23 protein-coding genes are annotated in these 26,603 nt (G+C 44.3%); 8 read left to right on the top strand and 15 right to left on the bottom strand.

Annotation, left to right across the window (positions count from 1 at the left end; translation table 11 throughout):
* Positions 1–2: 2 nt before the first annotated feature.
* Genes mreC through rodA form a run of 4 tightly spaced genes read left to right on the top strand, consistent with a single transcriptional unit; the run spans position 3 to position 4,627 of the window.
* A complete protein-coding gene (mreC, locus tag F7R58_RS00380) occupies positions 3–857 on the top strand; it encodes a rod shape-determining protein MreC (protein WP_158063049.1) in 855 nt (284 codons plus the stop codon).
* The gene (locus tag F7R58_RS00375; RefSeq protein WP_158063048.1) at positions 850–1,356 is read left to right on the top strand and encodes a rod shape-determining protein MreD; all 507 of its coding nucleotides are present in this window, start codon (positions 850–852) and stop codon (positions 1,354–1,356) included. Before mreC ends, F7R58_RS00375 begins: the two co-directional genes overlap by 8 nt.
* Positions 1,353–3,401, top strand: a complete 2,049-nt coding sequence (locus F7R58_RS00370; RefSeq protein ID WP_158063047.1) for a peptidoglycan D,D-transpeptidase FtsI family protein — start codon at positions 1,353–1,355, stop codon at positions 3,399–3,401. The genes F7R58_RS00375 and F7R58_RS00370 overlap by 4 nt, the downstream gene beginning before the upstream one ends.
* The gene (gene rodA, locus F7R58_RS00365; RefSeq protein WP_158063046.1) at positions 3,398–4,627 is read left to right on the top strand and encodes a rod shape-determining protein RodA; all 1,230 of its coding nucleotides are present in this window, start codon (positions 3,398–3,400) and stop codon (positions 4,625–4,627) included. Before F7R58_RS00370 ends, rodA begins: the two co-directional genes overlap by 4 nt.
* A gap of 569 nt (positions 4,628–5,196) precedes the next feature.
* On the opposite strand, the gene F7R58_RS00360 is transcribed toward rodA, so the two are convergent.
* Positions 5,197–5,895, bottom strand: coding sequence for a C40 family peptidase (locus F7R58_RS00360; protein WP_158063045.1), 699 nt, complete (start codon positions 5,893–5,895; stop codon positions 5,197–5,199).
* A gap of 389 nt (positions 5,896–6,284) precedes the next feature.
* The gene (locus tag F7R58_RS00355; RefSeq protein WP_158063044.1) at positions 6,285–8,486 is read right to left on the bottom strand and encodes a glutamine synthetase III; all 2,202 of its coding nucleotides are present in this window, start codon (positions 8,484–8,486) and stop codon (positions 6,285–6,287) included.
* A gap of 276 nt (positions 8,487–8,762) precedes the next feature.
* Between F7R58_RS00355 and F7R58_RS00350 the strand changes: the two genes are divergently transcribed.
* A complete protein-coding gene (locus F7R58_RS00350; protein ID WP_158063043.1) occupies positions 8,763–10,442 on the top strand; it encodes a DUF6909 family protein in 1,680 nt (559 codons plus the stop codon).
* A gap of 32 nt (positions 10,443–10,474) precedes the next feature.
* Here the strand turns inward: F7R58_RS00350 and F7R58_RS00345 are convergent, their stop codons facing one another.
* Both F7R58_RS00345 and F7R58_RS00340 read right to left on the bottom strand, forming a co-directional pair.
* Positions 10,475–11,011: a 2'-5' RNA ligase family protein gene (locus F7R58_RS00345; protein ID WP_158063042.1), complete on the bottom strand. Its 537-nt coding sequence runs from the start codon at positions 11,009–11,011 to the stop codon at positions 10,475–10,477.
* Positions 11,012–11,061: 50 nt separating this feature from the next.
* A complete protein-coding gene (locus F7R58_RS00340; protein WP_158063041.1) occupies positions 11,062–11,913 on the bottom strand; it encodes a neutral zinc metallopeptidase in 852 nt (283 codons plus the stop codon).
* A gap of 90 nt (positions 11,914–12,003) precedes the next feature.
* Between F7R58_RS00340 and F7R58_RS00335 the strand changes: the two genes are divergently transcribed.
* The 3 genes from F7R58_RS00335 to F7R58_RS00325 are packed head-to-tail and all read left to right on the top strand — an operon-like array spanning position 12,004 to position 13,794.
* Positions 12,004–12,330: a hypothetical protein gene (locus F7R58_RS00335; protein ID WP_158063040.1), complete on the top strand. Its 327-nt coding sequence runs from the start codon at positions 12,004–12,006 to the stop codon at positions 12,328–12,330.
* A 2-nt stretch (positions 12,331–12,332) separates the two neighbouring features.
* The gene (locus F7R58_RS00330; RefSeq protein ID WP_158063039.1) at positions 12,333–12,662 is read left to right on the top strand and encodes a hypothetical protein; all 330 of its coding nucleotides are present in this window, start codon (positions 12,333–12,335) and stop codon (positions 12,660–12,662) included.
* 1 nt (position 12,663) lies between these two features.
* Positions 12,664–13,794 (top strand): glutathionylspermidine synthase family protein, encoded by a 1,131-nt coding sequence (locus tag F7R58_RS00325; protein WP_158063038.1) that lies wholly within the window; start codon positions 12,664–12,666, stop codon positions 13,792–13,794.
* Positions 13,795–13,834: 40 nt separating this feature from the next.
* On the opposite strand, the gene ribH is transcribed toward F7R58_RS00325, so the two are convergent.
* The 11 genes from ribH to F7R58_RS00270 form a co-directional block, all read right to left on the bottom strand.
* Positions 13,835–14,323 carry a 6,7-dimethyl-8-ribityllumazine synthase gene (gene ribH / locus F7R58_RS00320; protein ID WP_158063037.1) on the bottom strand — a complete coding sequence of 163 codons (489 nt, stop codon included), beginning with the start codon at positions 14,321–14,323 and terminating at the stop codon, positions 13,835–13,837.
* A 1-nt stretch (position 14,324) separates the two neighbouring features.
* The gene (locus F7R58_RS00315; protein WP_158063036.1) at positions 14,325–15,029 is read right to left on the bottom strand and encodes a tetratricopeptide repeat protein; all 705 of its coding nucleotides are present in this window, start codon (positions 15,027–15,029) and stop codon (positions 14,325–14,327) included.
* Positions 15,030–15,108: 79 nt separating this feature from the next.
* Positions 15,109–15,639 carry an adenine phosphoribosyltransferase gene (locus F7R58_RS00310; RefSeq protein WP_158063035.1) on the bottom strand — a complete coding sequence of 177 codons (531 nt, stop codon included), beginning with the start codon at positions 15,637–15,639 and terminating at the stop codon, positions 15,109–15,111.
* 1 nt (position 15,640) lies between these two features.
* Entirely contained in the window at positions 15,641–16,798 is a 1,158-nt protein-coding gene (locus tag F7R58_RS00305; RefSeq protein ID WP_158063034.1) for a hypothetical protein, read from the bottom strand.
* A 50-nt stretch (positions 16,799–16,848) separates the two neighbouring features.
* Complete coding sequence (locus F7R58_RS00300) at positions 16,849–17,871, bottom strand: hypothetical protein (RefSeq protein ID WP_158063033.1); 1,023 nt, start codon at positions 17,869–17,871, stop codon at positions 16,849–16,851.
* Between the two features lie 150 nt (positions 17,872–18,021).
* Entirely contained in the window at positions 18,022–19,356 is a 1,335-nt protein-coding gene (locus F7R58_RS00295; RefSeq protein ID WP_158063032.1) for a quinol:cytochrome C oxidoreductase, read from the bottom strand.
* Between the two features lie 14 nt (positions 19,357–19,370).
* Positions 19,371–20,063, bottom strand: a complete 693-nt coding sequence (locus F7R58_RS00290) for a c-type cytochrome (protein WP_158063031.1) — start codon at positions 20,061–20,063, stop codon at positions 19,371–19,373.
* A complete protein-coding gene (locus tag F7R58_RS00285) occupies positions 20,056–20,577 on the bottom strand; it encodes a DUF3341 domain-containing protein (RefSeq protein WP_158063030.1) in 522 nt (173 codons plus the stop codon). Before F7R58_RS00285 ends, F7R58_RS00290 begins: the two co-directional genes overlap by 8 nt.
* Entirely contained in the window at positions 20,564–21,958 is a 1,395-nt protein-coding gene (gene nrfD / locus F7R58_RS00280; protein WP_158063029.1) for an NrfD/PsrC family molybdoenzyme membrane anchor subunit, read from the bottom strand. Before nrfD ends, F7R58_RS00285 begins: the two co-directional genes overlap by 14 nt.
* Positions 21,959–21,976: 18 nt before the next feature.
* Positions 21,977–25,033, bottom strand: a complete 3,057-nt coding sequence (locus tag F7R58_RS00275; RefSeq protein WP_158063028.1) for a TAT-variant-translocated molybdopterin oxidoreductase — start codon at positions 25,031–25,033, stop codon at positions 21,977–21,979.
* A gap of 22 nt (positions 25,034–25,055) precedes the next feature.
* Entirely contained in the window at positions 25,056–26,429 is a 1,374-nt protein-coding gene (locus tag F7R58_RS00270) for a c-type cytochrome (RefSeq protein ID WP_158063027.1), read from the bottom strand.
* Positions 26,430–26,603: the final 174 nt, after the last annotated feature.

The raw sequence follows: 26,603 nt of genomic DNA, 5'->3' as shown, positions 1-26,603 counted from the left end.
GGATGGGATTTTTGATGAGATTATTTTCAAAGAACGGTCTTTTCATGTTCTTCTTGCTGCTGCAACTTGTTGCGGTAGTTCTCATCTTCACCCGCAATGCCATGCAGCAGTCCTGGCTGGCTGCCCAAACGGCCGCCTTCAACAGCCGTGCTTCCGGATACATTGACAAGGGTACTTCTTACCTGAAACTTAAGCAGATTAATGAGCAACTTGTTCTTCAGAATAAAATGCTCATGGAACAGGTATATGGCAAAGGTGGCTTCAGCAAACCAACCTTCCGCAAGGTGCATGATACCCTGGGTGGTGGGCAGGTGTATACTTTTGTAGACGGAGAAATCGTATATAACTCCATTAACAGAAAGAACAACTATTTCACCATCAACCGAGGGCGAAGGGACGGTGTATTTCCCAAAATGGGCGTTATCGCACCGCAGGGAATTGCAGGTATCGTGATTAACACCACCAACAGTTATGCGCTGGTACAGTCGGTGCTTAGCGTAAACAAGATAAGGCTCAATGCCGCGCTGAAAAACTCAGGCTATTTCGGAACACTGACCTGGCAGGGCGAAAATTCACGCATCATGCACCTTTCAGACATTCCTAAATATGTTCCAATAAAAATTGGTGATACTGTGGAGACAGACGGTAAGTCCGCGATCTTCCCGCAGGGAGTGATGATTGGCACTGTTGCCGGTTATGAAGTGGACCGGAAAACAGGATTCTGGGACATCTCAGTTGAGCTTAGCGAAAAAATGGGCACCCTGAGTAAAATTTATGTAGTGAAAAACCTGAAAAAAGCCGAAGTGCAGAAGATTCAGGATTCAATGGACGTAACCATAGAGCGTGAAGATGATTAGCAGAACAATTTTTACAGATATACTTCTCATTGCCTTCCTAACCGCACTGCAGATATTCATACTGAACAGGATCACTCTCTTCGGGGAGTATACTCCTGTACTTTATCCGGTATTCGTCATGTTCTACCCCTTTTTCAGAAACCGCTACCATTTTCTGGTTCTAAGTTTTGTCCTGGGACTCAGTATTGATGCATTCCTGGGCACGTGGGGAATCAATGCATTCGCAACTACAGCGGTAGCTTATTACCGTACGCTGATTTTCAGGACTTCAACGGATACTACCACTGATTTCTTTACCTTCTCTACCCTTCAGTGGCCCCAGTTCCTGCTGTTTATCATATCGGCTATTTTCTTTCACCAGCTATTGGTGCAGTATATTGAGTTTTTTAAACTGAGCAGAATTCTGGAAATCCTGCTTAATATAATTATCAGCACGCTCTTTTCGTTTGTATTTATACTACTTTACGCCCTCATCTTTAAAATAAAACAACGCATTTGAAACCTCAGTTCCTCAAAATCATTTCGGTACTGATCATCATTGCCATCATCTTTGTGGCACGGCTTTCCTATTTACAGCTTTTCACAGACCGTTACGCTCTTAACGCCGCCAATACCTCCATCAAGATTGAATACATCATCCCGCAGCGCGGAGTCATCTTTGACAGGAACGGTAAGATCCTGGTCGGTAACCAGCCGGCATATGAAATCTCGTTTACCCAGGCGCTCATGAGACCGGATTTTGACACTTTGAGCTTCTGCGGACTACTTGGAATCCGGAAGGAAGAATTTGAACAGCGTATTGAAGCTCTGAAAAAAGAAAAGTATTACAGCAAACTGGTACCAATGACATTCATGAAGAACCTGAGCCGCGAAGAAGTGGCCAGGATTCAGGAAATCATATTCAAATATCCGGCTTTCAGTATTGTTAGCAGACCGCAGCGGCAGTATGAGGTAAATACATCAGGCAACCTTCTGGGTTATACCAACGAAGTAGGAGAACGGGACTTGAAAAAAGATTCTGTTTACTACCGTCCGGGCGACTTTATCGGTAAATCAGGAGTGGAAAAGTCTTACGAAAAGTATCTGCGCGGCGAAAAAGGGATGCGGTACATCCAGAAAGACATCAAACTCCGGGACATTGGCTCGTATAAGGACGGCGAACTGGATAAAGAAGAAGTTACCGGCAAAGACATAACACTGACCATTGACTACGACCTGCAGCGAATGGCGGAGGAAATGCTTGTGGACAAGCACGGTGCAATAGTTGCGCTGGATCCCAGCAACGGCGAAATCCTGGTGATGGCTACGGGGCCTGATATTGACCCGAATGTCTTCACGGGACCACAGAAATCCCGGAACCTGTACCGCCTTCAGATGGATACCATCTATAATAACAGACCTACATTTGACCGGTCTGTTCAGGCGGCCTATCCACCCGGCTCCACCTTCAAGCTGCTTACTGCCGCTGCCGCCATGCAAATGGGTGTAATGGATGAAAATACGATATTCCCCTGCGGTGGAGGCTTCAACTACAAGGGTCTACGGATTAAAGGACACGGAGGTGCGGACCCACTTATACCTGCGATACAGGTTTCCAGCAACTGCCATTTCTCATACGCTTATCTGGCCATCATCAACAAATATCCGGGTAACCCCAGCAAAGGTGTAGACGAATGGAAGAAAATCATGAGCAGTTTTGGGCTGGGTGAATTTCTGAACAATGATTTGGCCGTGGGTTCCAAAGGCAGGATCCCAAGCGGAGAGTTTTATGAAAACAGGATGGAAGCCATCAACAAAGCTGTAGGCCGCGGCAGGGTAAAAAAATGGGATCCCCTGGCCACCGGTGCCGTCTTCAACGGTATGGGGCAGGGTGATGTTCTACTTACACCTTTGCAGATGGCAAATTCCGTGGCCGCCATTGTAAACCGCGGTTGGTACTACACTCCCCATATTGTGAAATCCATTGACGGCAAGCCCAATCCCGATCCAAGATTCAGAAAAAAACATCATACGCTTGTAGATCCTAAACACTTTGAACCCATTATAAAGGGAATGGAAGCCGTGGTACTGAAAGGCACCGGGCGAGGACTGATATCCAAAGAATTTACGCAGCTGGCCAAAACAGGTACCGCGCAGGTGCCGCAGGGAAAAGACAACTCCATTTATGTTATGGCTGCGCCGGCCGATAAACCAAGAATTGTGGTGGTTGCTGTAATGGAACATGCGGGCTTCGGATCCACATGGGCCGGTCCCGCCTCCACTGTTATTGCAGAAAAGTATCTGACCGGCGACCTGAAACGCGAGCATCTTTACAAAAAAATGGTGAACGCCAGTTTTATGCCGGAGTACAGAAGGCAGTGGATATCGGACCTGAAGCGAAAAGGCCTGTACCGCGCATCGGACAAGGATTCGCTATATCTCCATCAATTGGAGGACAGTATAAAAGCAGCCGGTGATGCCCAGACCCGTGCTAAGCTCATTAATAAACGTGATTCCGTAAGACTGCGGATGCATAGCGCAACCCCTAAAAACACTACAAAATGAAGTGGGCAGAAGGTATAGACAAACTAGGACTGGGGCTGTATTTTATAATCTGCCTCTTTGCCATAGCAAATATTTACAGCGTTGATAACAGCCTGGGCAACAAACAGCTGCTGTTTTTTGGGATATCTTGTGCGGTAGGAATTTTTATCTTTCTCGCACGGACAAAACTGTTTGAAAATCTTTCTGGTATCTTTTACATCTCGGGAATACTGCTTCTGATCGGACTATTTCCTTTCGGTACGGAAATTCTTGGCCAGAAAAACTGGTACCGTTTCGGTGGATTCACAATGCAGCCCGTTGAATTTGCCAAGATCGGCACGGCACTCATGCTTGCCACCTACGTAGCGGGACCGGATTTTAATCTGAATAACAGAAAATCCCTTTACACCACCCTCGCGATTGTTGCTGTACCGGCTTTGGTTGTACTGGCCATTCCCGACGTAGGGTCTGTGCTTGTTTTCACGGCATTTTTTATTGCGCTCTACCGTGAAGGATTAAATGGCTGGTTCTTTGGAGTCGGTCTTATTCTGGCGGCGGTTTTCCTAATTTCCATAGCAGTAGATCCGCTCTATGTATTTATAGGAATTCTGGTGCTTTCCGGACTGTATCTGCTTTTTAACTTCCGGAGTATTTCATGGAATGTAATAAGCATTGGTACTTTTGGATTTGTTGTTGCCATTTTAAGCGGCATTGCCTTCGCTACACCTCATGTACTTGAAAAGCTCCCCAAACACCAGCGCGAAAGAATAGAAGTTCTTTATAAAGGAGAGAAAGCGTTCCGCGACACGTCGGGCTACAACCTTCTTTACTCAAAAACAGCTATAGGCTCCGGCGGACTAACCGGCAAAGGTTACAGACAGGGATCAGTTACTCAGGGTAAATTTGTACCCGAACAGGAAACCGATTATATTTTCTGTACAGTAGGCGAAGAATGGGGGTTTCTGGGTAGTTCCGTGCTCGTTCTGGCGTACGCTCTTTATATAGGCCGGATATACTACCTGGCAGAGAACCAGAAAACGGCATTTAACAGAATCTTTGGATACTGTCTTGCATCTATACTGCTGATGCACTTCAGCATCAATATAGGCATGGTTATGGGGCTTTTCCCAACTGTAGGTATTCCCTTGCCCTATTTCAGTTACGGCGGAAGTTCACTACTCGCGTTTTCCATAATGACTTTCATATTTTTCAAGCTGAACTATATGGATAAGAATTCACTGGTCTAGGGATTTGATTATCCGCTCCTGCTGAATCCTGATTACGGCCTTTTACGTCGTTTATACAGTTAAACCTTTACAGCTTTACTCACCCCACTGCTGAGCAGAACAGAGGCAATCTCAGTTCAGTGATTCACTTTTCTAAACAAATCACCCTATATTATTCCTGCGGACCCACTTACGGCCTGAGGGCAGTTGCTCAATGCGCCTGCAGCACGTAAAACCCTGAGTTCGGTAACAGCGATGAGTGTTTTCTGAATTTTAGTCACGCCTGCCCAATTTCAATCTATGTGCTTCATTTGCAATTTCAGCCATACCATTTCGGCAAGAGTACACAGAAAATATAAAAACACCCTGGAAGGGCGAAATTAGAGCAGATATTTTCGGTACAGGCACCGGACCTGGCGGTACTGGTGGGAAAACGTATAATTATGAAGTACGTTAACTGACCTGCAGACACCGATCAGTAATGTTTCCTGATCCTATGCGAAGCAATAACCAGCACCTGGTAATCCCCCTTTACATAAAAAAACGTCTGACCGGGGGTCAGACGCAGTAAGCTGTATAATAAGAGTCAATTAATTCAGTGTTCCGGCAAGGTTTTCCTGAGCTGAAACTAAATCCGGGTTCAGTATTCGTTTCGCAAATCTGTATCGGGGACCCCAGTATTTATCATTAAGAGAAGAAACCATTACACCTCTGGAAGTAGCTGCGTGAATAAACTTCACATCACCATCTTCTGTTACATTCTCCACAATACCTACGTGTGAAATACGACCGCGTCCCTGTGAAAAGAACACCAAATCGCCGCGCTGCAGTTCCGTTTTTTCAACTTTCTCACCTTCCTGCGCCTGCGAAGCAGCCACTCTGGGCAAATTTACGCCGGCAGCTGAACCGAAAACTGAAAGAACAAACGCAGAGCAGTCGATCCCGCTTCTGGTTGTACCACCGTATCTGTAAGGTGTACCCAGGTAGGTTGTAGCTTCTTCAATGATTCCGTCAATGGTCTTGGCGAATTTAATAGCTTTCACCATTTCCGCCTTCTTCTCCAGGTTGTTCAGGATCGCCATTTTTGTAGACTTTTCTGAAGCAAAACTGTTGATCAAGGTCTGCTTGTTTTCCTCCATCCTTTTAACATCAGCGGAAGAAATTTTGGCATTCGATTTGTATTCTTTAGAATATAGAGCCGGTTCGGCTACAACGTAATTAGTTACACAGGACTGCAAAGTAAAAATTGAAGTAAGTACAGTAAAGTAAAGTAAAACGCTTTTCTTCATATCTATCTTTTAAATTTTTGAAGCATTAAAACCATATCGTTGTGATTGAAATGCAGGGCAAAATTATATAAAAGGGCCCTAACAGGCGTTTTTTGCCTTATCCCTGCTTCTTGGTTTAACAGATTTTAACACAATAAAGCGCTATGTTAAATAAATAACAGCCGCAATCCCCATAAACAGGGATTTGCGGCTTTAATTTTATTAAGATTCCTTAACATTTCATCTGCTAAATCTATTAATTATATAAAATCCATCTATAATTCAATAAATAGAAATTTTTCTATCCGACTAATTATTAGGCAATTGCACGGTTATTGCAATCAGGTCCCTGCTATCAAAAAAATCCCGCCACAGAAAGGGCGGGATTATTGATAAAATAATGCGGTGAATTATCTGGTGAAAAGCAATTCGCGGTATTTGGTCATTGGCCAAAGTTCATCGTCAACCATCATTTCCAGTTCATCACTTGCTGTACGGATTTTTTCAAAGCGCGGCACTACATCATTACAGAACATCTCGGCTTGTTCCTGGCTCCCCGTGGTGGCTCGGGCAGCTTCTTTAGCGCGCAGAAGCTCGTCAACACCTGTTTTTATTTCGGATACATTTGCAGAAATAGATTTGATTAATTCCATCTGTTCTTTTGCCAGTGGTTTAAATTCCTCCTCCCCAAAAATTTCTTTCAGTCCTTTAACATTCTCAATCAGCCTGTTCTGATAGTTCAGCGCGGCCGGAATAATATGGTTACGGGCAATATCGGAAAGCACTTTCGCTTCAATATCAATTACTGCGGAATATTTTTCAAGTTTGATTTCATTACGTGCCTCAAATTCCCTGTGATTGAAAATTCCCAACTCCTGATAAAGATCTACAAACTTTTGATTAAGCTCTTCCTTAAGGGCTTCGGGTGTGGTCTTCAGATTACTCATCCCTCTCTTTTCGGCCTCAACAGCCCAATCGTCCGAGTAACCGTCGCCTTCGAACATAATATTCTTACAGTCCTTGATATACTCACGCAGGGTATTGAATATCGCTTCATCCTTTTTCAGGTTTTTCTTCTCGATATTAAACTCTACAGTTTTCTTAAATTCCGTAAGCTGTCTGGCTACAATCGCGTTAAGCGCTGTCATAGGCTCTGCACAGTTTGCAGATGAACCCACGGCACGGAATTCAAATTTATTACCCGTAAAGGCAAAGGGTGAGGTCCTGTTACGGTCGGTATTATCCAGAAGTATCTCAGGAATTTTGCCCACCACGTTCAGTTTAAGGTCTGTTTTTTCTTCAGGGCTAAGTTTACCGTCTGTTACTTTTTCCAGCTCCTCCAGAACAGAGTAAAGCTGCGAGCCTATAAAAGCAGAGATAATCGCAGGTGGAGCCTCATTGGCACCCAAACGGTGATCATTACTTGCAGATGCGATACTTGCCCTAAGCAAATCGGCATAATCATGGACAGCTTTCAGTGTATTAACAAAAAAGGTAAGGAACTGAAGGTTCTTCTTTGGGTTCTTGCCGGGACTGAGCAGGTTTTCACCTGTATCGGTAGCCAATGACCAGTTATTATGCTTACCACTGCCGTTTACGCCGGCAAAAGGTTTTTCGTGGAAAAGGATATGGAAATGATGCTTGTGTGCCACTCTGGCCATAATATCCATCAGCAGCGAGTTATGGTCTACAGCCACATTGATTTCCTCGAACATCGGCGCCAATTCAAACTGGTTTGGTGCTACCTCGTTATGACGTGTAGTCACAGGAATACCGAGTTTCATACACTCTATTTCCAGTTCCTTCATAAAATTCATTACCCGCGTCGGGATGGAACCAAAATAATGATCATCCAGCTGCTGACCCTTTGCAGGCGAATGCCCCAACATGGTCTTACCTGTAAGTACCAGGTCGGGTCTGGACTGATAAAGTGCACTGTCTACAAGGAAATATTCCTGCTCCCAACCCAAAGTGGGAATTACCTTGGTTACATTCTTATCAAAGTATGATCTGCAGATATCTGTAGCTGCAACATCTACAGCGTGCATTGCGCGCAGCAGCGGAGTTTTATAATCAAGCGTTTCGCCCGTATAGGAGATAAAGATAGACGGAATACACAATGTAGTACCTATGATGAAAGCCGGAGATGTTGGATCCCAGGCGGTATAGCCTCTTGCTTCAAAAGTATTCCTTATTCCCCCGTTTGGGAAGGAGGAAGCATCCGGTTCCTGCTGAATCAGCATACTGCCGTTAAACCGTTCAATGGCGCGGTCGCTCTCGAAAGGTGTGAAAAAACTGTCATGCTTCTCAGCAGTAGAGCCAGTAAGCGGCTGAAACCAGTGCGTGTAGTGAGTGGCACCTTTACTGAGGGCCCAATCCTTCATAGCAACCGCAATCTGATCCGCAATATTCCGCGGTGTCTTGGCTCCTCTTTTTATCGCATCCTGTATAGAGGTAAAAGCTTCCTTGGTAAGGTAAGCACGCATGGTTTCTTCGGAGAAAACATTCTCACAGAAAAGTTCGGACAATTTTCCGGGAACTACAACTGCGTTGTCTTTCCTGTAATTACGGAAAGGAAGTTCTTTTAATGCATTAAATCTTAGAGTGGACATATATTGTGATTTTTAATACTGCAAATTTATACAATTTTAATATACGAAAATAAAAATTCAAAAATTTTAAGGGGGTCAATGGAAAAATATAGCTCTTTTTAAACAACCACATGCCAGAAACAAGGGGTACACTTCAGTAAGATGCAGTTTTTGATGTTAAAAGGACAATAATTGAGTGAAAGAGTACTACACAGCATTCATTTATATTTAACTATAAATTTATTAACTTTGTTCGTCATTAATTATAACTTTAACGAATATATCTCTCTATAATTTATGGCAACAAACCTACGAGCCCGCGAAACTACAGAAGCAATAGAACGCCTTTATGTAACCATGCGACACCTCTTTTACAGAGGTTTTTTTAAACCCGGAGGTGTATCCGGTGAATCAATCCGAAATCTATTAATGGTAATCTCTCCCGAAATATACGGCTCCATGGCCGTATCCAACAAGGTGGAGCTTGACGGTTTACTTTACGTACTGGACCGCCTTCCGGCGGGAATTGAGGAAACTGCATTTGTGCACCTTACATCAGATGAAGGCTTTGAAAAAGGCAGTTTTGAGGTAATCGTCCCAAAGAAGCGCCGCCGGAACTGCTACCGCATTGATGAGCAGCAAATGAACATTGAAGTTTTGCTGGGCCGTTCTGAAATCTACGATATACTCACCCACCTTACCTTCCTTTATATAGAAGCCGATAAAATCCGTGAACTTGGCTACCGCAAAGACGAGGATTACAAACCCACAAGGACATGGAGAATCATTGAGGATGTTGCCAAAGGCCAAAATAAACTTAGTCGCAAAGAGAAGGAAGTGGCACTAATCCACCTCTCCTCTCTTTTGGGACGGACTTTTGACGAAGTTCTGCATGCATACAACAGTTTTGGTGACGACCAAAATCCTGACCGCCTCTTTAAAATCATTTATTATCTGGGCAAGACCAGCCTGGACGACCTGAAAGGTATTCGTGAGCGCGAAATTTATTTCAGTGCGATCCTAAGGGAGCGTGTAGGCCACCACCTTTTTGGCGAGAAATGGGCAAATGCCGTAAAAGAAGTTTTGGTGACCAATAATCTCCATATGCGTCCCCTGCATATCATTTCTGCAAATATGCACTCAGTAAAAAACATGCTGTACGGAAATGAGGCTGTAGGCCGGAAATCCAGTGATGAAGTCGATTATTCTTTTTATCAGGAAATCAGCAACCAGCGGTCACTTCAGGAAAAAGTTCTCAGTCATTCCCAAAGTCAGGGACTTATTTATATTGATGACAACAGCGGAAGCAATATAGATGTCCAAATCATTGATTTAAAGAAAACAGACCTTACGAACACGCCCTTTCAGAATATTAACTATAACGGAGATGATGTAATCCTTGTTTTTGATTACGCTTTCGGCGAGCAGGCATATGAAATTATGGACGAACTGCTTAGACCGTATGAGCACAATCAGGAAGTATATACCATGAAGGTGAAGTCCATTTCCATAATGGGAAAAGCCGGAATACTGACGGGTGGCAAAGGAGACATAATGATCCCTACCTCACATATTTTCGAGGGTACAGCGGACAACTACGTATTTGAGAACGCACTGAAACTTGAAGATTTCGAAGATGATGAGATTAAAGCGTATGAAGGTTCCATGATTACGGTTCTCGGTACTTCCCTTCAGAATAAAGACATTCTCAGTTATTTTATGAATACTACATGGAACGCCGTAGGCCTGGAGATGGAAGGTGCGCATTATCATAAGGCCATTCAGGTAGCTTCCAAGATCAGACACCATATATCACCCGATCTATTTGTCTGCTATGCCTACTACGCATCTGATAATCCATTGGAAACCGGCTCCACCCTGTCATCGGGTGGCTTGGGTCTTACAGGTGTGAAACCAACCTACATGATCACGATGAAAATACTGGAAAAAATACTGCTCTCAGCAGATTCTATCTGATTATCACGGCCACCGTATTACGGTGGCTTTTTTTATCTATCCGAAGGAAGATCACGGTGAACAACGGGACACCACTTTCCGTGAGAATGTTTGTAGAGGCTGATTCTTTCTACCCGAAAATGAAAGTCTGCTTTCTTATAACGGTACTCGCTCCAGGCATTTATAAATGCCTGTGGACTTAGGTCACGAAAAGCCACGGTAAGGTGCGGATGAAAATGCTGCGCATAATTGAATATAGACATTGCCGCATTGACCTCCAAATACAGTTTTTGAAGGGTAGTGTTTGCCTCAGGTTCCAGAAAAATCACCGGACTTTTAGGTTTGTTGAAGCAGTTAAAATTCCTAAGATATATCTCAAACGGAGACACCGTTAATTCCATTTTCATCAATCTGCCTGTCACCTCACTTTCATTTTGCCCGTCATAATTGAACGGAGGAATCAGCGTGATGTGCGGAAAACTGTTGTGAGCGCGCTCTGCACCAAAACGCTCTGCGAAATCCATTGTAATCTCTCTGATTTTTTCTGCAACTTCAGGTGGTGGTTCAAAAGCTATGAAATACAGGCTCATAATAAAAATTCCTGCCTAAATATAAGCAGGAATTATTAATTTGTTCAAATCTACTTCAGTAAAGCGTTGAAGGTATCGCCCTGCCTTATGTCGCCCGTATTGTAGCCTTTCATAAACCATTGCTTACGCTGCGCAGAACTTCCGTGGGTAAAACTTTCCTGGTTTACGTATCCCTGAGACCGTTTTTGGATATTATCATCGCCTACTGCTTCTGCAGCACTCATAGCTGCTTCCAGATCACCGGGCTCCAGGAACTTCTCACGGTTTTCGGTGTACCGTGCCCATAACCCCGCATAGAAATCGGCCTGCAGTTCCGTAGCCACTGAGACTTGGTTAATTTCGCTTTCAGAATAATTACCACTTCTTCTCAGTTGTTCGGTTTTCTGAAGGGTACCGAGCAGATTCTGCACGTGGTGGCCCATTTCATGTGCCATGACATAAGCTACAGAGAATTCGGTAACCTGGGCGCCAAAGCGGCTTTGCAATTCAGAAAAAAAGCTCATATCCATATAGATGGACTGATCGGCCGGACAGTAAAAAGGTCCCATAGCCGCCTGCGCTGTGCCGCATCCGGACTGAGTCATACCTTCAAACATAACCACTTTTGCCGGACTGTACTGCATTCCGTTTTCAGAAAATATTTTGTCCCAGGTCTGCTCGTTTTCCGCCGTCAGCATCTGCACAAATTCCCTTACCTGTAATTCTTCCTGCGTCAGGTCGCGCTGTTCTGTCTGTGCGGAGGAAGATCCACCGGTGTTGAGAACTGCGGACGGATCGCCCCCAAGAAAAAATACAATTGCGGCAATTATAAGAGAGCCTAATCCGCCGCCTACCAGCAGTCCTCCGCCCCCGGCACCTCTTCTGTCGTCCACATTACCGCTACGGTCCCCAGTCCATTTCATAGTTTATTTTAATTTAGGTTGATGATCAAAGTTAGATATAGTGACAAAATAAATAAGTATTCACTACTTTTGATTTTTATTACAGAAACGATGCATCAAAAAATACGCCGAGTATGTACGGCACTTCCCGTGTTACTTATTTTGGCCTGCAACAGTACCGAATCTACCGATGAAACTGTGCAGTCTGTCCCAAAAAAATCCTCTATAGAAACGGAAGTCTCGGTGAAGCATCTGGACTCCGCAGACGTATTGGTAACGCACCATAAAGTTTGGGTAAATAACAGCATGGCCCGCGAAATCATCAGCATGGATACCATTCCATCATTAGGGGATACCCTGGTAACCGTAGAGCAAAACGGAAGTTCGGCACAGCACACCACCAAAAAAGATTACGAATTCTATATCACTGTTCAATAGCCATGAAGAAGAGCAAGCAGATCACCCTACTTTTTGTAAGCGGAATTTTAGCCAGCTGCACACCTGCTTCTGAGGAAAAATCCTGGGACGGCGAGAAAAAAGTGTATATGCGATCCGATTCTACAGCGGGCTACAGTCCGGCACATGGTTTTATGACAGGCCTATTACTGTACCATGTATTCCGTCCATATGGCTATGCAGGTGCCAATGGATTTCAGCGAGGCTATTATAACGGGGCATTAGCCCCAAATTCAAACATTGGCAGAAATGCCTATAAAGGAAATGTAGTACGCGGTGGAATGGGCAATTCCGACAAAAGCGCTTCGTCCTGACATGAACCGAATATTAACTACTCCACGTAATAACTGGCAGCAGCGACTGGAAGAACTTGGCTTCGGTTTCCATTCCCTGGAAGATGCCTATTGGGACGAAAGCGCCTATTATGAATTCAGCCGCGCTGAGACAGATAAGCTGGAAAAGGCAACTGGGGAATTGTGGGAGATGTATCTGGAAGCGGTGGAACATGTAATTTCAAAAAACCTTTTCTTTAAATTCCAGATACCGGAATGGTTCCGAAAACCCATTACAGACAGCTGGGAGAATGATGCACCATCCATTTACGGCAGGTTTGACCTGGGCTACGATGGCAATCAGATCAAACTTCTGGAATTTAATGCAGATACACCCACCTCACTTTTCGAAGGATCAGTAGTCCAGTGGTACTGGCTGAAGGATAAATTTCCGGAAAATGACCAGTTTAACTCCATTCATGAGAAACTTGTTGAATACTGGAAATATCTGAGACCTTATCTGAGCTGCGATTTTGTACATTTTGCGTCGCTAACCAATATTGAGGATGTTACCACCGTGGAATATATGCGCGACTGCGCCTCTCAGGCTGGCCTTGAAACTCAGTTTATTTCGGTACAGGACATAGGTTGGGCAGAAGAGATAAAGGAATTTATTGATGAAAACCGCGAGGTAATGCAGGTGATCTTCAAACTGTATCCTTATGAATGGATTTTGGCTGAAGAATTCGGTAAACATGTCGCAGCCAACCTCCACAAAACGCAGTGGATAGAACCGGCGTGGAAAATGTTGGCCTCATCCAAAGCCATGCTGCCGGTGCTTTGGGAACTCTTTCCTAACCATCCCTACCTTCTTGAAAGTTATTTTGAACCGCGGCATCTCGTAAGCTATGCCAAAAAACCGCTTTATTCGAGGGAGGGCGCCAATATCTCACTGTTTCGGAATTACCGTCCTGTTGAAGAAAACAGCGGCAATTATGGCAAAGAAGGTTATATTTATCAGCAACTTTTTGACTTGCCAAATTTTAACGGGAACTTTCCGGTGATCGGCAGCTGGATTGTTGGACAGGAACCGGCAGGTATTGGAGTGCGCGAGAGCGTGAATTTAATTACCAATAACCAGAGCCGCTTCGTTCCGCACCTGATTTCACAGTAACAGGACATTTAACCTATGCAACCCTAAGGTACCGTGGATATTATTTTCCGTACTTATTGCGGAACCCAATCATCTGCAATGCGGTTACGGCCGCTTCAACACCCTTATTACCTAATGTGCCGCCACTTCTGGCGATGGATTGCTCCCTGGTATCATCAGTTAAAACACAGAAAATTGTGGGTGTGTCTGTAAGAATATTACAGTCTTTTATTCCGTGCGCAACGGCCTGGCACACATAGTCGAAATGGGAGGTTTCGCCACGGATTACACAACCGATGGCAATAACCGCATCAAACTGCTTTTCTTTGCAAAGCTGCATGGATGCATAGCTTAACTCGAATGCACCGGGAACGCTGAAAGTAAGGATGTTTTCGCGCTTTACACCTTCCGCAATAAGGACTTCCAGAGCACCATCGCGAAGGTTGTGAGTTACAAAATCATTCCATTCTGAAACAACAATGCCAATTCGGAAAGAATCAGCATTTTGTATTTGTAATGGTTTGTAATCCGAAAGATTAACTGTTGCCATTTTAAAAGTATTTTACCATTTCAATGTATGCATCGGACATACCGTTGTCATAATCCTTAAACTTCTCATCAACAGAAGTGAAGTATTTTTTCGCCAAATCTTTCTTGTTAAGAGCCAGCGCCACTGTACCGGCTTTCCTGGTAAAATAATATTGGGTATAAGGATCATCTGAAGCATTCATGGCTTTTTCCAGCAGTGAAAGAGTTTCGTCATTTCTGTTCAGGTTGGATTTGGCATCTGCCATAGCTCCGTATTTCAGTGCCATCAGTACTTCATTATCCGATGAGAACTTATCAAGCAGGTCATATGCCTCCTGGTATTTGCCTTCCTTAAATTTAAGAAGTCCCGCATTGTAGGCAGCAAGCTTTCCCACAGATGTATTGGAAAATTCTTTAGCTGTACCGAGGAATCCTGGGTTTGCAGCGGATTTCCCGCCAAGGGCATCGGCATTATTACCTGCGGCCAGATTTTTCTGTGCTGCCAGATAACTTTTAGTAGCTTCTTCGTTCTTGGGCGCCACCACAAACTGTTGGTACGCAAAGAAGGCAAGTACGGCAGCCACCATTGAAACAAACAAAATAACCAGCAGTTTGGAGTTCTTCTCCAGGAAACGTTCGGTCTGTAAAGCTTCCTTATCCAGATCCTTGAAGAATTCAACTGTTTCCTTTCCTTCCGGAGTTTTTTCGTTTTGTTTATGTTTTGCCATAATTTCTGTAAAATTGAAGTGCAAATTTAGTGGTTTCAGAATGATTAACAAAATTTTTGTGACAATGCTTCCGAAACTTTTAATACTCAAGAATTTTATGAATTTCTGCCTCAAACCGGGCAAGTCTTTCTTCGCCCTGCAACCCTTTAAGGCCTATGAGAAAACTGAACTGAACCACTTTGCCGCCCTGCTTCTGTACCAGGCGGGCAGCTGCTTCAGTTGTGCCTCCTGTGGCCAGGAGATCATCATGAATAAGGACCCGCATCCCGGATTGCAACTGTCCCTCGCGCATTTCAATCTCGGCAGAACCATATTCCAGATCATATTTTTCGGCCACAAATGGTGGCGGAAGTTTACCTTTTTTGCGGATGAGTATAAACGGTACGCCAATAGCGACAGCTATCGCTATTCCAAACAGGTATCCCCTGCTTTCAATACCACACACAGCATCTACTTTTCCACAGCTGAATTCCGCGAGATTCGCAATAACATCAGTATAGAGCCGGTGATCCAGAAAAATGGGAGTGATATCCCGAAATAAAATGCCCTGCTGCGGAAAATCGGGCACCGTTTCAATGGTATTTAATAGTCTGGGAACTAAATCTGACATATCAATTGATTTTATAGCTGGAAATTTTCCATTCACCATTTACATTCTTCAAACCGAATGTCACATTTAATGAAGAGGTACTCCCATTTTTATCAGTTACATCGTAGCTTGCTGAAACCGAGGCTGAATTGGGATTGGAAGCGGAGGTGGTGATATCTTTCACATTCACACTCTTCACGCTGCCAAAACCGGTAGTTGGATTTGAAAATTTCTCATAGGTACCCCAGGCAGGATTGTTTGATGTTTCATAAGCCGACCGTAGGTTTTGAGTACTGATGCCGTTGAGGAACCGCTGTACTGTGGTCTTGGGATCTCCGGACGCCACAGGCGTATTTCCCGGAGCAGGTTCGGCCAGCGGATCGGTAAGTGAAGGATCAGTTAATTCGGTGTCGCCAGGATCCGCAGGCACCGCAACCTGAGGCTGTAGCAAGGCATTTGGATTCACCTTTATGCCTACATTTGTCATCTTCAGCGTTTTGGAGCTGGTTTTCACACTTACTGTAATATCGATGGTATTATTCTGAAGTTTCTCGGCCGGTAGTTTATCAAACCGGAGTGTAAATCCATAGAATTTATTGTCCTGCATTAAATTTTTCGAGGTATAAACCTTATTCCCGCCACTGAATACTTCCATTACCGTTTCGAGTGCGGCACCGCTGAATTCGATGTTCTTTCCATTTCCATCTACCAGCCTTGGCACTACCACAAGGGCTTTGGGTCCAAGTATACTGTCGGACTGGGTGGGTCGGGTGGTTATCCGCAGGGCGTTGGCACTGATATCGTTGGCATCCGATTCCTTAGCCGTTACATCTTCAAAAATATTCATTTCACCTAACGATGGCGGACCGGTACTGGTCCAGTCAATACCATTTTCCCTGGCCACCTCGTCGGCCATACGGAAAATGTCCGGAACCTTCTTGCCTTCCAGGAGTTTTGAAAGCTGCACAAGTTCGTGTGTTTCGCCTTCCGCATCGACGGCAAAAGTCTTCAGAATATACAAGGCTTCATTAAATTTATATTGCTGAAGGGTATTGAGGCTGGAAGCCATATCGTTGATGCTGGACTGGAAGGTTTTAAGATTGGTGGAATCTACAGCATCCTTCTTGCAGCTAATTAATAACAGGAAAACCGCACACAGCAGCAGGGTTAATTTTCTCATAGAAAGGTCATTTCATACAAATTTACCTTTTTTTGCCCATACTTCACCTCTTAATTTAGCTGGCCGCTGTTAGGCCCCTCGTTAAGTCCCTGGCCACTGAAGCTGCTGAAGACCGGCTGCATATTTGGAAAACCGGTTTCCTCCCAATAACGTTCATTATAGTAACTTTTGGTAGGATCCAAACGCACTTTGGTGGGCTGCGGTTTGTCTGTAAAGCCAATTTCCTGCGGGATGAAGGTGGCATACTTAACCATCTGATGGAAATCCGGTTCGGACTTATGCTTAAGTTTAAAATCAAGCTGCTCGGTGTACGAAGTAAAGTCGCGCAGATTTAGGGAACCCTCTGTAAAACTTACGGTGCTGTTATAAATAAAATCATAGAAGCTGTATCCAAATATGGTGAACGGCTTATCCTGAAGCCCTGCTGAATTAAACTGCATCATTGTATACCCGTTATTACTTATCTCTTTATATTTACTTTTAGGGTTGGTTTTCTGTTCCTGCATTTTGCCAACACGCTCCAGTTCCGGAAGCTTCAGAAAACCGGTATATACCAAAGAAGCGACTTTCTTCCGGTCTTCTTTTTCATTTTTCCTGGTGAATGAACGGTATTGCTCAATATACAGGTCCTTAACCTTTTTGGTATTGCTGTCGTAAACATACGTTGCTATTCCATCCGCATAAACATTAAATTCTTTGTTCACTGTCAGGTAAACATTGAAGGGTCCGCGAACCGTCATGTATTTCGCCTTCCTGTTACTTACAATGACGGGCGCAATTTCAGTTATCCTGTCCTTCAACTTCAGCGTTCCACTATCCAGATCCTTTGCAGATACGGTCGCGATTTTATAAGAGTCATGTATCAGGATATAGGTTTCCTGCGCAGGCAATAATGCTTCGCGCTGTACTATCCCTTCAATATCAGATGTTGTAAAGAGTTCACCTTTTGCTGAAAAAAAACTGACATTAGCTAGTGGCTCGCCTGAAGTAGCGGAAACCAGTTTCAGTGTTTGTGCAGAAACTAAAAAGGATGCGGCGAAAGAAAGTATCAGCGAGACAAATTTTGTTTTCATAGTCTAATTTATTTTCATCTAACAGACTGTTTAAAAAGCAACTTCAAATGCTGAATACTTAAACGGTCAGGATTTGGGTTTAAAGCTGTAAAAGATAATAAAAATCCCCGAAAACATAAGTTAACGGGGATTGATATGTTGAAGTTTCCTTTAGAAAGGATATTCGTAAATCTTGGATTCGTGCAGATAAGGGTTACCTTCAGGAATAAGTTTGAGTTTAGACAGGGTGTGGAGAACCACAAACATAAACAGTCCAACTACAAACAGTACCGCGCCAATGGTAAGGATCCAAAGTTCCGGAGTTCTCCAGTATGGTCCAATCGTACCGGGCATTACCATGTTGAAGTAGTCCCAGGCATGACCAAACAGTACAATGAATGCCATTGTAGTCACTACTTTATAGTTTCTCTTAATACTTGAACTCACCATTACCAACAGAGGAATCAGGAAGTTCGGGATCAGCATCGGCAAGAAAATTTCCTTATAGTGCTCGAACCTGCCAAAGAAGTAGTTAACCTCCTCCGGTACGTTAGCATACCAGTAAAGCATGAACTGCGCAAACCAGGTATATGTCCAAAGCATACTTGATGCGAACAGGAATACTCCCAAGTCATGCAGGTGGTTATCATTGAACTGCGGAAGGAAACCGGTTTTCTTCAGATAAACACTCAGGATAATGATCACTGCGATTCCACTGGACAGACAGGATACCATAGAGTACCAGATATACATGGTGGAGTACCAGTGCGGGTCAATAGACATTAACCAGTCCCACGCCCACGCTGCGGATGCGAAACCGAAAAATACGATATAACCGACAGCCCATCTGTAAAGGTACTGATAGTCTCTCAGAGACTTGGTTTCATCCACTTTTCTGGACATCTGTCTGAGTTTCCAGGCAAGGAATGAAGCACCTACCACATACAGTATCGTACGGAACGCATACCAGGGAATGTTGAGGAACTTTTTCTTTTCGAACAGGATTACGTCAAACTGATCAGAGTTAGGATCTGTAAGTTCAGGATCCATCCAATGAAACAGATGACCGTTGTGTGTGATATTAAGAAGCATGATGATGATCAGAATGGCACCACCGTAAGGGATGTAACCACCTATAGCCTCCATAACACGTGTAATGATTATTGGCCATCCGGCGTGAGCCACATGCTGAATACTGTAGAAGAACATTACCGCACAGCTAACTCCGAAAAAGAACACCGCAATAAAGTGTATTGAAGCAAGCGGCTGGTTGTGGATCTGATGTTTTGCATGCTTAAGATGACCATCATGATCTTTGGCGGGTGTCATTACTTCGCTGGAGTGCGACGGAGCTTTCTCTCCGGAGCTCATAGCAGCCTCCATCATATGTTCTATCCTGGTATCATCCATACCATGGTTCATAAAATATCCCGCGGTAAAAAGAACCAAACCGGCAACGAGGAGTATAATAGAAACTAATTTTAATTTAGGCGAAAAACTATACATTTTAATTCTTTTTATTATTGTGTTGCGGTAGAATCTGTTGTTGCTGCGGCAGCGGAGGCTGTAGTAGGCGAAGACATACCACCTTTAAAAGCATTCATAACGTACATGGCCACTCTCCAGCGGTCGCCTGCGTTAAGCTGGCCTGCGTAGGATCCCATAGCGTTTCTTCCGTGCATAATTACATAATGAACCGAACCGACGGAAATCTCGCGGTCTGCATATTTAGGTACGCCACTGTAGGCACCGCTCTGTACGATGGGTCCCTGTCCGTCACCGGCAGTACCATGACATGCCGCACAGGTACGGTCATAAAGTACTTTACCTCGTTCAAGGTCTTTCTTCTGACCTGCAGCTTTAAGTGGGGAAGCTGTAATACCTTTTGACTCTGCATAACCGGCATTGTACTGGTCCGGCGTCATTGCTGCGGCAGAATTAGATTCTGCAATTCCGTCTTTATTCTGCATTACTGTGCCGTCTACCGGAATCATTCCTGTAGCACCGCCGTTCTTAACGAAAGCAGGAATTTCATTTTCATGGTCAGAATAAGCATCCTCCGCTTTCATAAGCGGGTCGTAGGCTACCGGGAAATACATATCCGGAAAATAAACCAATGGCGGATTATCCTTGGGACCACAGGAATTAAGCATCACCGTAGTAATTGCCAAAGCTGCAGTTATTTTGAATATATTCTGTTTCATTTTACGCATCTTTTACAGTTATTTCCTCAGCTCCTGTGTCAATCAGGATCTGTTTCACAGTCTCTACATCATCTGTAAGGAACTCCATCATGAACTTATCATCCGTGGTACGCGGATCCGGATTCTGCGGCGGTGCCAGGGGATACATCTTATTCCTGATCAGGAAAGTAAGCGACATCATGTGTGCAGCACAGAATACTGTAAGTTCAAACATCGGTACAACAAACGCCGGCATATTTTCCCACCAGGTGAAGGAAGGCTTTCCGCCGATATTCATAGGCCAGTCATGATTCATAGCGTACCATGAAATAAGAATGGCAACAGTAACACCGTAAACAGCATACATAAATGCAGCATCGGAAATACGGGTTTTCTTTAAACCAAGTGCTTTGTCCAGTCCGTGTACAGGAAATGGGGTGTAAACTTCGTTGATGGCAATTCCTTTGTCTCTGAAAGTCCTAACGCCATCCATCAGTTCATCATCGTCGGCATACAGGCCGTAAATTATTTTAGTGGTGCTCATCTCCTTCTTTTGCTTTATAGGTTTCACCTGAAATTTTCAGAATAGATTTCAATTCAGCCTGTGCGATTACAGGGAATGTACGTGCATACAGCAGGAAGAGTACGGAAAAGAATCCGATGGTTCCAAGGAATACACCAACGTCTATGATGGACGGCTTAAACATGGTCCAGCTGCTTGGTAGATAATCGCGTGACAGGTTGATAACGATAATGTCGAAACGTTCAAACCACATACCGATGTTAATGATAAGGGCAATGATGAATGTTGCGATGATATTCGTTCTTACTTTCTTAAACCAGAACAGTGCAGGTACAACGAGGTTACAGATAATCAGTGACCAGAATGCCCACCAGTACGGACCTGTAGCGGCACCCGGAGTCAGGTATGCAAAATCCTCATAACGGCTTCCGGAGTACCATGCGATGAAATATTCACATGCATAAGCTACGGTTACCATACCACCCGTTACAATGATTACGATGTTCATGATCTCAATATGGTACATCGTGATATAATCCTCCAGGTCACATACTTTTCTGGCAACTAACAGAAGAGTCTGTACCATTGCAAATCCGGAGAAGATTGCACCTGCTACGAAGTAAGGCGGATAAATGGTGGAGTGCCATCCTTTGATTACCGACGTAGCAAAGTCAAAGGATACTGTGGTGTGTACCGAGAATACAAGTGGCGTTGCCAGACCAGCAAGAACAAGTGAAAGTTCTTCAAATCTTTGCCAGTGTTTGGCTTTACCACCCCAGCCGAAGGCCAGGAAGGTGTATATCTTCTTCGTCCACGGCGTTTTTGCACGGTCTCTGATCATTGCAAAATCCGGGATAAGACCCATGAACCAAAATACGGTAGATACAGAGAAATAAGTGGAGATTGCAAATACGTCCCAGAACAGAGGAGAGTTAAAGTTGGTCCAAAGCGATCCGTATTGGTTAGGAATCGGGAATACCCAGTAACCTACCCAAACTCTACCCATGTGGATTACAGGGAAAATAGCCGCCTGAACAACCGCGAAGATGGTCATGGCCTCGGCAGAACGGTTAACGGACATTCTCCATCTCTGTCTGAACAGTAAAAGTACAGCGGAGATAAGTGTTCCTGCGTGACCAATACCTACCCACCATACGAAGTTGGTAATATCCCAACCCCAGTTGATGGTTCTGTTAAGGCCCCAGGCACCGATACCAGTACCGATGGTATAGGCAATACAGCCGAAGCCGTAAATGAAAAGTGCAAGAGCTGCGTAGAAAGAAATCCACCACAGTTTACCGGCTCTTTCCTCGATGGGTCTGGCGATATCTTCGGTGATATCGTGATAGGTTTTGTGACCAATAATTAAAGGTTCCCGGATCGGGGCTTCGTAATGTGACATTTGTTACCTTATTATTATTTATACTTTATTATCTTCTCTTCTGTTTCTAACTTTGGTATGATAAAACACATTAGGCTTCGTACCGATTTCCTCCAGAAGCGTATATCTTCTGTTACTGCTGTACAGTTTCCTAACTTCTGATTTTTTATCATTCATGTCACCAAACTTCATAGCACCGGTTCCGCACGCCTGCGAGCAAGCTGTCTGGAATTCCCCGTCTGCCACTCTTCTGCCTTCTTTCTTGGCTTCAAGAATAGTGTTCTGAGTCATCTGGATACACATAGAGCATTTTTCCATTACCCCTCTGGTCCTTACAACGACATCTGGGTTCAGAACCATTCTTCCTAAATCGTTGTTCTGATTAAAGTCGAATTTATCGTTCAGGTTATAGGTAAACCAGTTGAATCTTCTTACTTTATACGGACAGTTGTTCGCGCAGTATCTTGTACCGATACATCTGTTATAGGCCATTTGGTTCTGACCCTGCTTCCCGTGAGAAGTTGCAGCCACCGGACAAACAGTTTCGCACGGTGCATGATTACAGTGCTGACACATCACCGGCTGGAAGATAACGTCCGGATTCTTAGCCGGCTCTATCAGGATATCATATACTTGCGGAACATTAAGGCCTCTTTCAACCTGCTCCTTGGTATGGATCTTTTCTTTTGCTGAATAATAACGGTCAATTCTTAACCAGTACATATCACGCGACATTCTGATCTCCTCCTTACCAACTACAGGAACATTGTTCTCTGCCTGGCAGGCAATGATACATGCACCACAGCCCGTACAAGCGTTCAGGTCTACAGAAAGGTTAAAGTGAGGACCGTCTGTATCATCATGTTCATCCCACAAAGTAATCTTACCGGCAGGAGCAGATTCTGTAAGTGTGTGATACTCCAAAGGCTTATTCCATCCTTTAAGCTTATCGTCAAAAGGTACATTTATAAAATCTTCCAGAGATACTTCTCTTGCGATTTCATAACGGCCCATTAATGTATTCTGAAGCTGCATACCTGCAAACTCGTGCATACCGCTGACTTTTTCAATCTTAGCGTTTGAAAGCGTGAGGTTGGAACCATCGAAAAGAGGGTAAGCGTTCACACCTGTCTCGGCGATCTTACCTGAATTACTTTTGCCGTAACCCAAAGCAAGTCCGAAAGAACCGTCAGCCTGTCCCGGCTGAATGAATACGGGCACATCTTTCAGAGTTACACCGTTTACCGTAAGGTTTACTCTGGAACCATCCAGCTGCATTCTGGCATTCAGGTCGTTTTCCAGTCCAAGTTTCTTGGCATCGTCCGGAGAAACGGTCAGGTAATTATCCCAGGCAAGTCTGGTAATAGGGTCCGGAAGTTCCTGCAGCCATGGATTGTTGGCCTGGGTACCGTCGCCCATTGATGTCTTCGTGTAAAGAACAAGTTCATAGTCCGAAGGCTTCAAGTTAGCCAGCTCTGTTGCTGCCTGAGCAGCGTTCCCACCTGCGTAGGACAGGGATGCGCCTGCATTGCCAGTAGCGGCAAAGCCATTATACAGAGCCTTGTTAAAGCTTGTCCCGCCCAGCATTGTGGCGGCGTTTGCCTTCAGGTACTCGTAATAGTTATTGTTCGTATTGTTTTTCCCGTTAATCCAAACCAGCAGAGATTCTTCAATCTGTCTGGATTTATAGATTTTCTGGATTGTAGGCTGTATAAGTGCATAAACTCCGGATTGCGGCGTTAGGTCACCCCAGCTTTCCAGCCAGTTGGCTACAGGAATTACTGCGTGTGCAGCTTTATACATTTCATTCTTCTTGTCAGCGACCGCAATTACAGCATTTACTTTACCCAGACCGGCCTTGAAAGCCTGTCCTTTGTTGGAAGAATATATCGGGTTTACGTTGTTGGTGATAAGAACTCCTACCTGACCGGCATTCATCCAGTTCAGGAACTCCTGGTATCTTGCGCCGTCGAACTCCTTCATCAGGTTTGCTTTTCCTGTGAAAGCGGTAGAGCCAAGTTTTTGGTTAATAAGGTGTGCCAGTACCTGGGCGGCTTTTGAGCCGTCAGCAAATACAACAGCGCTGCTACCTTTAGCCTGCAGTTCCTTAACGATTTTCGCTGCGGCAGGATTATTCACCCCTCCACCGTTCAGTCCGTTATAAACCGCCAGCAAAGTCTGGTTAACTTCACTTGGCTTCATTGGAATCCTTTCATCGGAATTTGCTCCGGAAAGCGACATATTGGATTCTACCTGAATATGTTTCAGCATATTCGCGCCCGGCTTTCTGGCCGCTGCATAGGTAGTTTCCAGACCTCCGCCGTTGTAATCTCCAAGGAAGTCTGCCTGGAAAGATACCACCAACTGAGTGGCTGAAAGGTCATAAACAGGAAGTGCTCTCTGTCCGAAAACCTCCTGAGCTGCATCAAGAGATGCACCGTACGGATAAGCATCATAAGTTACGAGCTCGGCCGTTGGATATTTTGTCTTAAATTCAGAGAAAAGCTTCTTGAATGTTGGCGAAGGGAAAGAATGTGATAAAACTACAATTCTCTTGCCAGCACCCTGTGCTTGAGTAAGTGCGTTCAGAACGAAATCATCCACTTTGTCAAAAGTTTCATCCTTACCGTTCAGTTTAGGCTGCTTCACTTTATCATTGTCATAAAGAGAAAGGATACTTGCCTGAGTTCTGGCACTGGTAATACCCATTGCTCCTGCCGCAGGATTAGGTTCAATCTTGATAGGGCGCCCTTCTCTGGTCTTTACAAGAACACTTGCAACATCGAAACCGTCAAAATAAGTGGACGCATAGTAGTTAGGTACACCGGGTACAATACTGTGCGGCTTTACTACATAAGGAATTGACTTTATAACCGGTGCTTCACAGGCAGCCAAAGTAACCGCCGCGGTGGAGAAGCCTAAAAGCTTCAGGAAGTCCCTTCTGGAGGTACCGCTGTCACTTTTCAGCAACTGGTCATCCCCAAGAATTTCATCAACAGGAATTTCATTCTGAAACTCTTTCTGAGCCAGCTTACCGTTTAAAGCCGGGTCTTTAAGTTCGTGAATACTTCTGAATTGTATTTTATTTGAAGCCATTGATACTTCTAATTTTTAGTTATTAATAATGACATTTACCGCACTCCAGACCGCCGATCGCGTCCACAGTAATCTTTCCTTCTTTCTTAGGATACTGCTTCTTCAGCTTATCATGCAGACTCTGGAAATACTCCTTATTGTAAGAATTGCCCATATCTACTTCAGTCGTCCTGTGACAGTCTATACACCAACCCATTGTAAAGTCATTGGCCATCTGAACTACGTTCATCGTATCAACCGCACCGTGACATGCTTTACAGACAACATCGATCTTATTGTCCGGATTTTTCTTGTTGTGTGAGCTTATGATTGCCTGCTCGCCGGCAACAACGTGCTGTGCATGGTTAAAGTACACGAAATCCGGCATGTTGTGAATTCTTACCCATTCTACAGGCTGCGTCTTCCCGGTATACTGCTGTGTCGCAGGATCCCAACCGGTAGCGGCATATATTTTCTGGATTTCCGCGTCATAGAATGCCTTATCTTTACCCGGCTCCATGTAAGACCCGTTGTATTCAGAGATATTACGGTGGCAGTTCATACATACGTTCATTGAAGGAATTTCTGAAACCTTACCGTATTTTGCTGAAGAGTGACAAAGCTGACAGTCAATTTTGTTCTCGCCCGCGTGAATCTTGTGAGAGAAGTAGATAGGCTGTTCCGGTTTGTATCCCTTGTAAACACCAATCCACATTAACCAGTTCCAGATACCGTAGAAAGCAAAGAGAGCCAGAAGACCCAAAAGCGCCTTACCTACATAGCTGTATTTCTCGTAAAGCGCGCCGAAAGACATACTTCTGGAGGTATTAAGACCGGCAAGTTCTTCAGTTTGCTGAAGCTTAACCAACTGTCTGAGCTTAAGGAGAAGCCAAACCAGCAGACCACAGATGGCTATCAGTGAAACAAGAATAATTGTAGAATTGGTTTTTTGCGCCTGAGCCGCCTCAAGCATTGCAGCGGAATTCTGGTCGGAAGCAGCACCATCACCAGCCGCTGTTGTTGCAGGAGCCGGCGCAGGTGGATTGGTGGTATATTCCAGAATGTCATCTATATCCTGATCGCTAAGATTAGGAAAAGGAAGCATTTCGGTCTTGTTAAATTTCTCGTAGACCTCATTTGCATATTTGTCGCCGGAAGCACGCAGTGAAGCATTATCCTTTATCCATTTATGAAGCCAGTCTGTATCCAGATTCTGCTCGGTCTTTAACCTGTCCACCACTCCGCCCAGTGCGGGGCCTACCATTTGCTTATCCAAAGCGTGACAGGCGGTACAGTTTGCCTTGAAGAGCTCTTCACCCTTTTTGGCATCGCCCTGCGCATAAACAGAAGCACCGGTCGAAAGCAACAGCATTATTGCTATCAACCCTTTTTTGTAATGCTTTTTCCAACTAATCATTGATAATAAACTTGTGTTAGTACTAATTTCTAGATTTCAGAGAACATAATCAGTGGCGCAAAAATAAGACAATTAACAGGAATTTAACAGGTGAACGCAGACCCTATTTTGGTTTTCAACTAATTTGTAACTGTTCTAAATAAGGAAGTTTGGAATAATTTTTATTTGTTATAA

The organism is Chryseobacterium sp., assembly GCF_008831505.1.
Lineage (GTDB): Bacteria > Bacteroidota > Bacteroidia > Flavobacteriales > Weeksellaceae > Marnyiella.
Note: the sequence above shows the minus strand (reverse complement) of the source record. Positions and strands in the feature narration are given on the sequence as shown.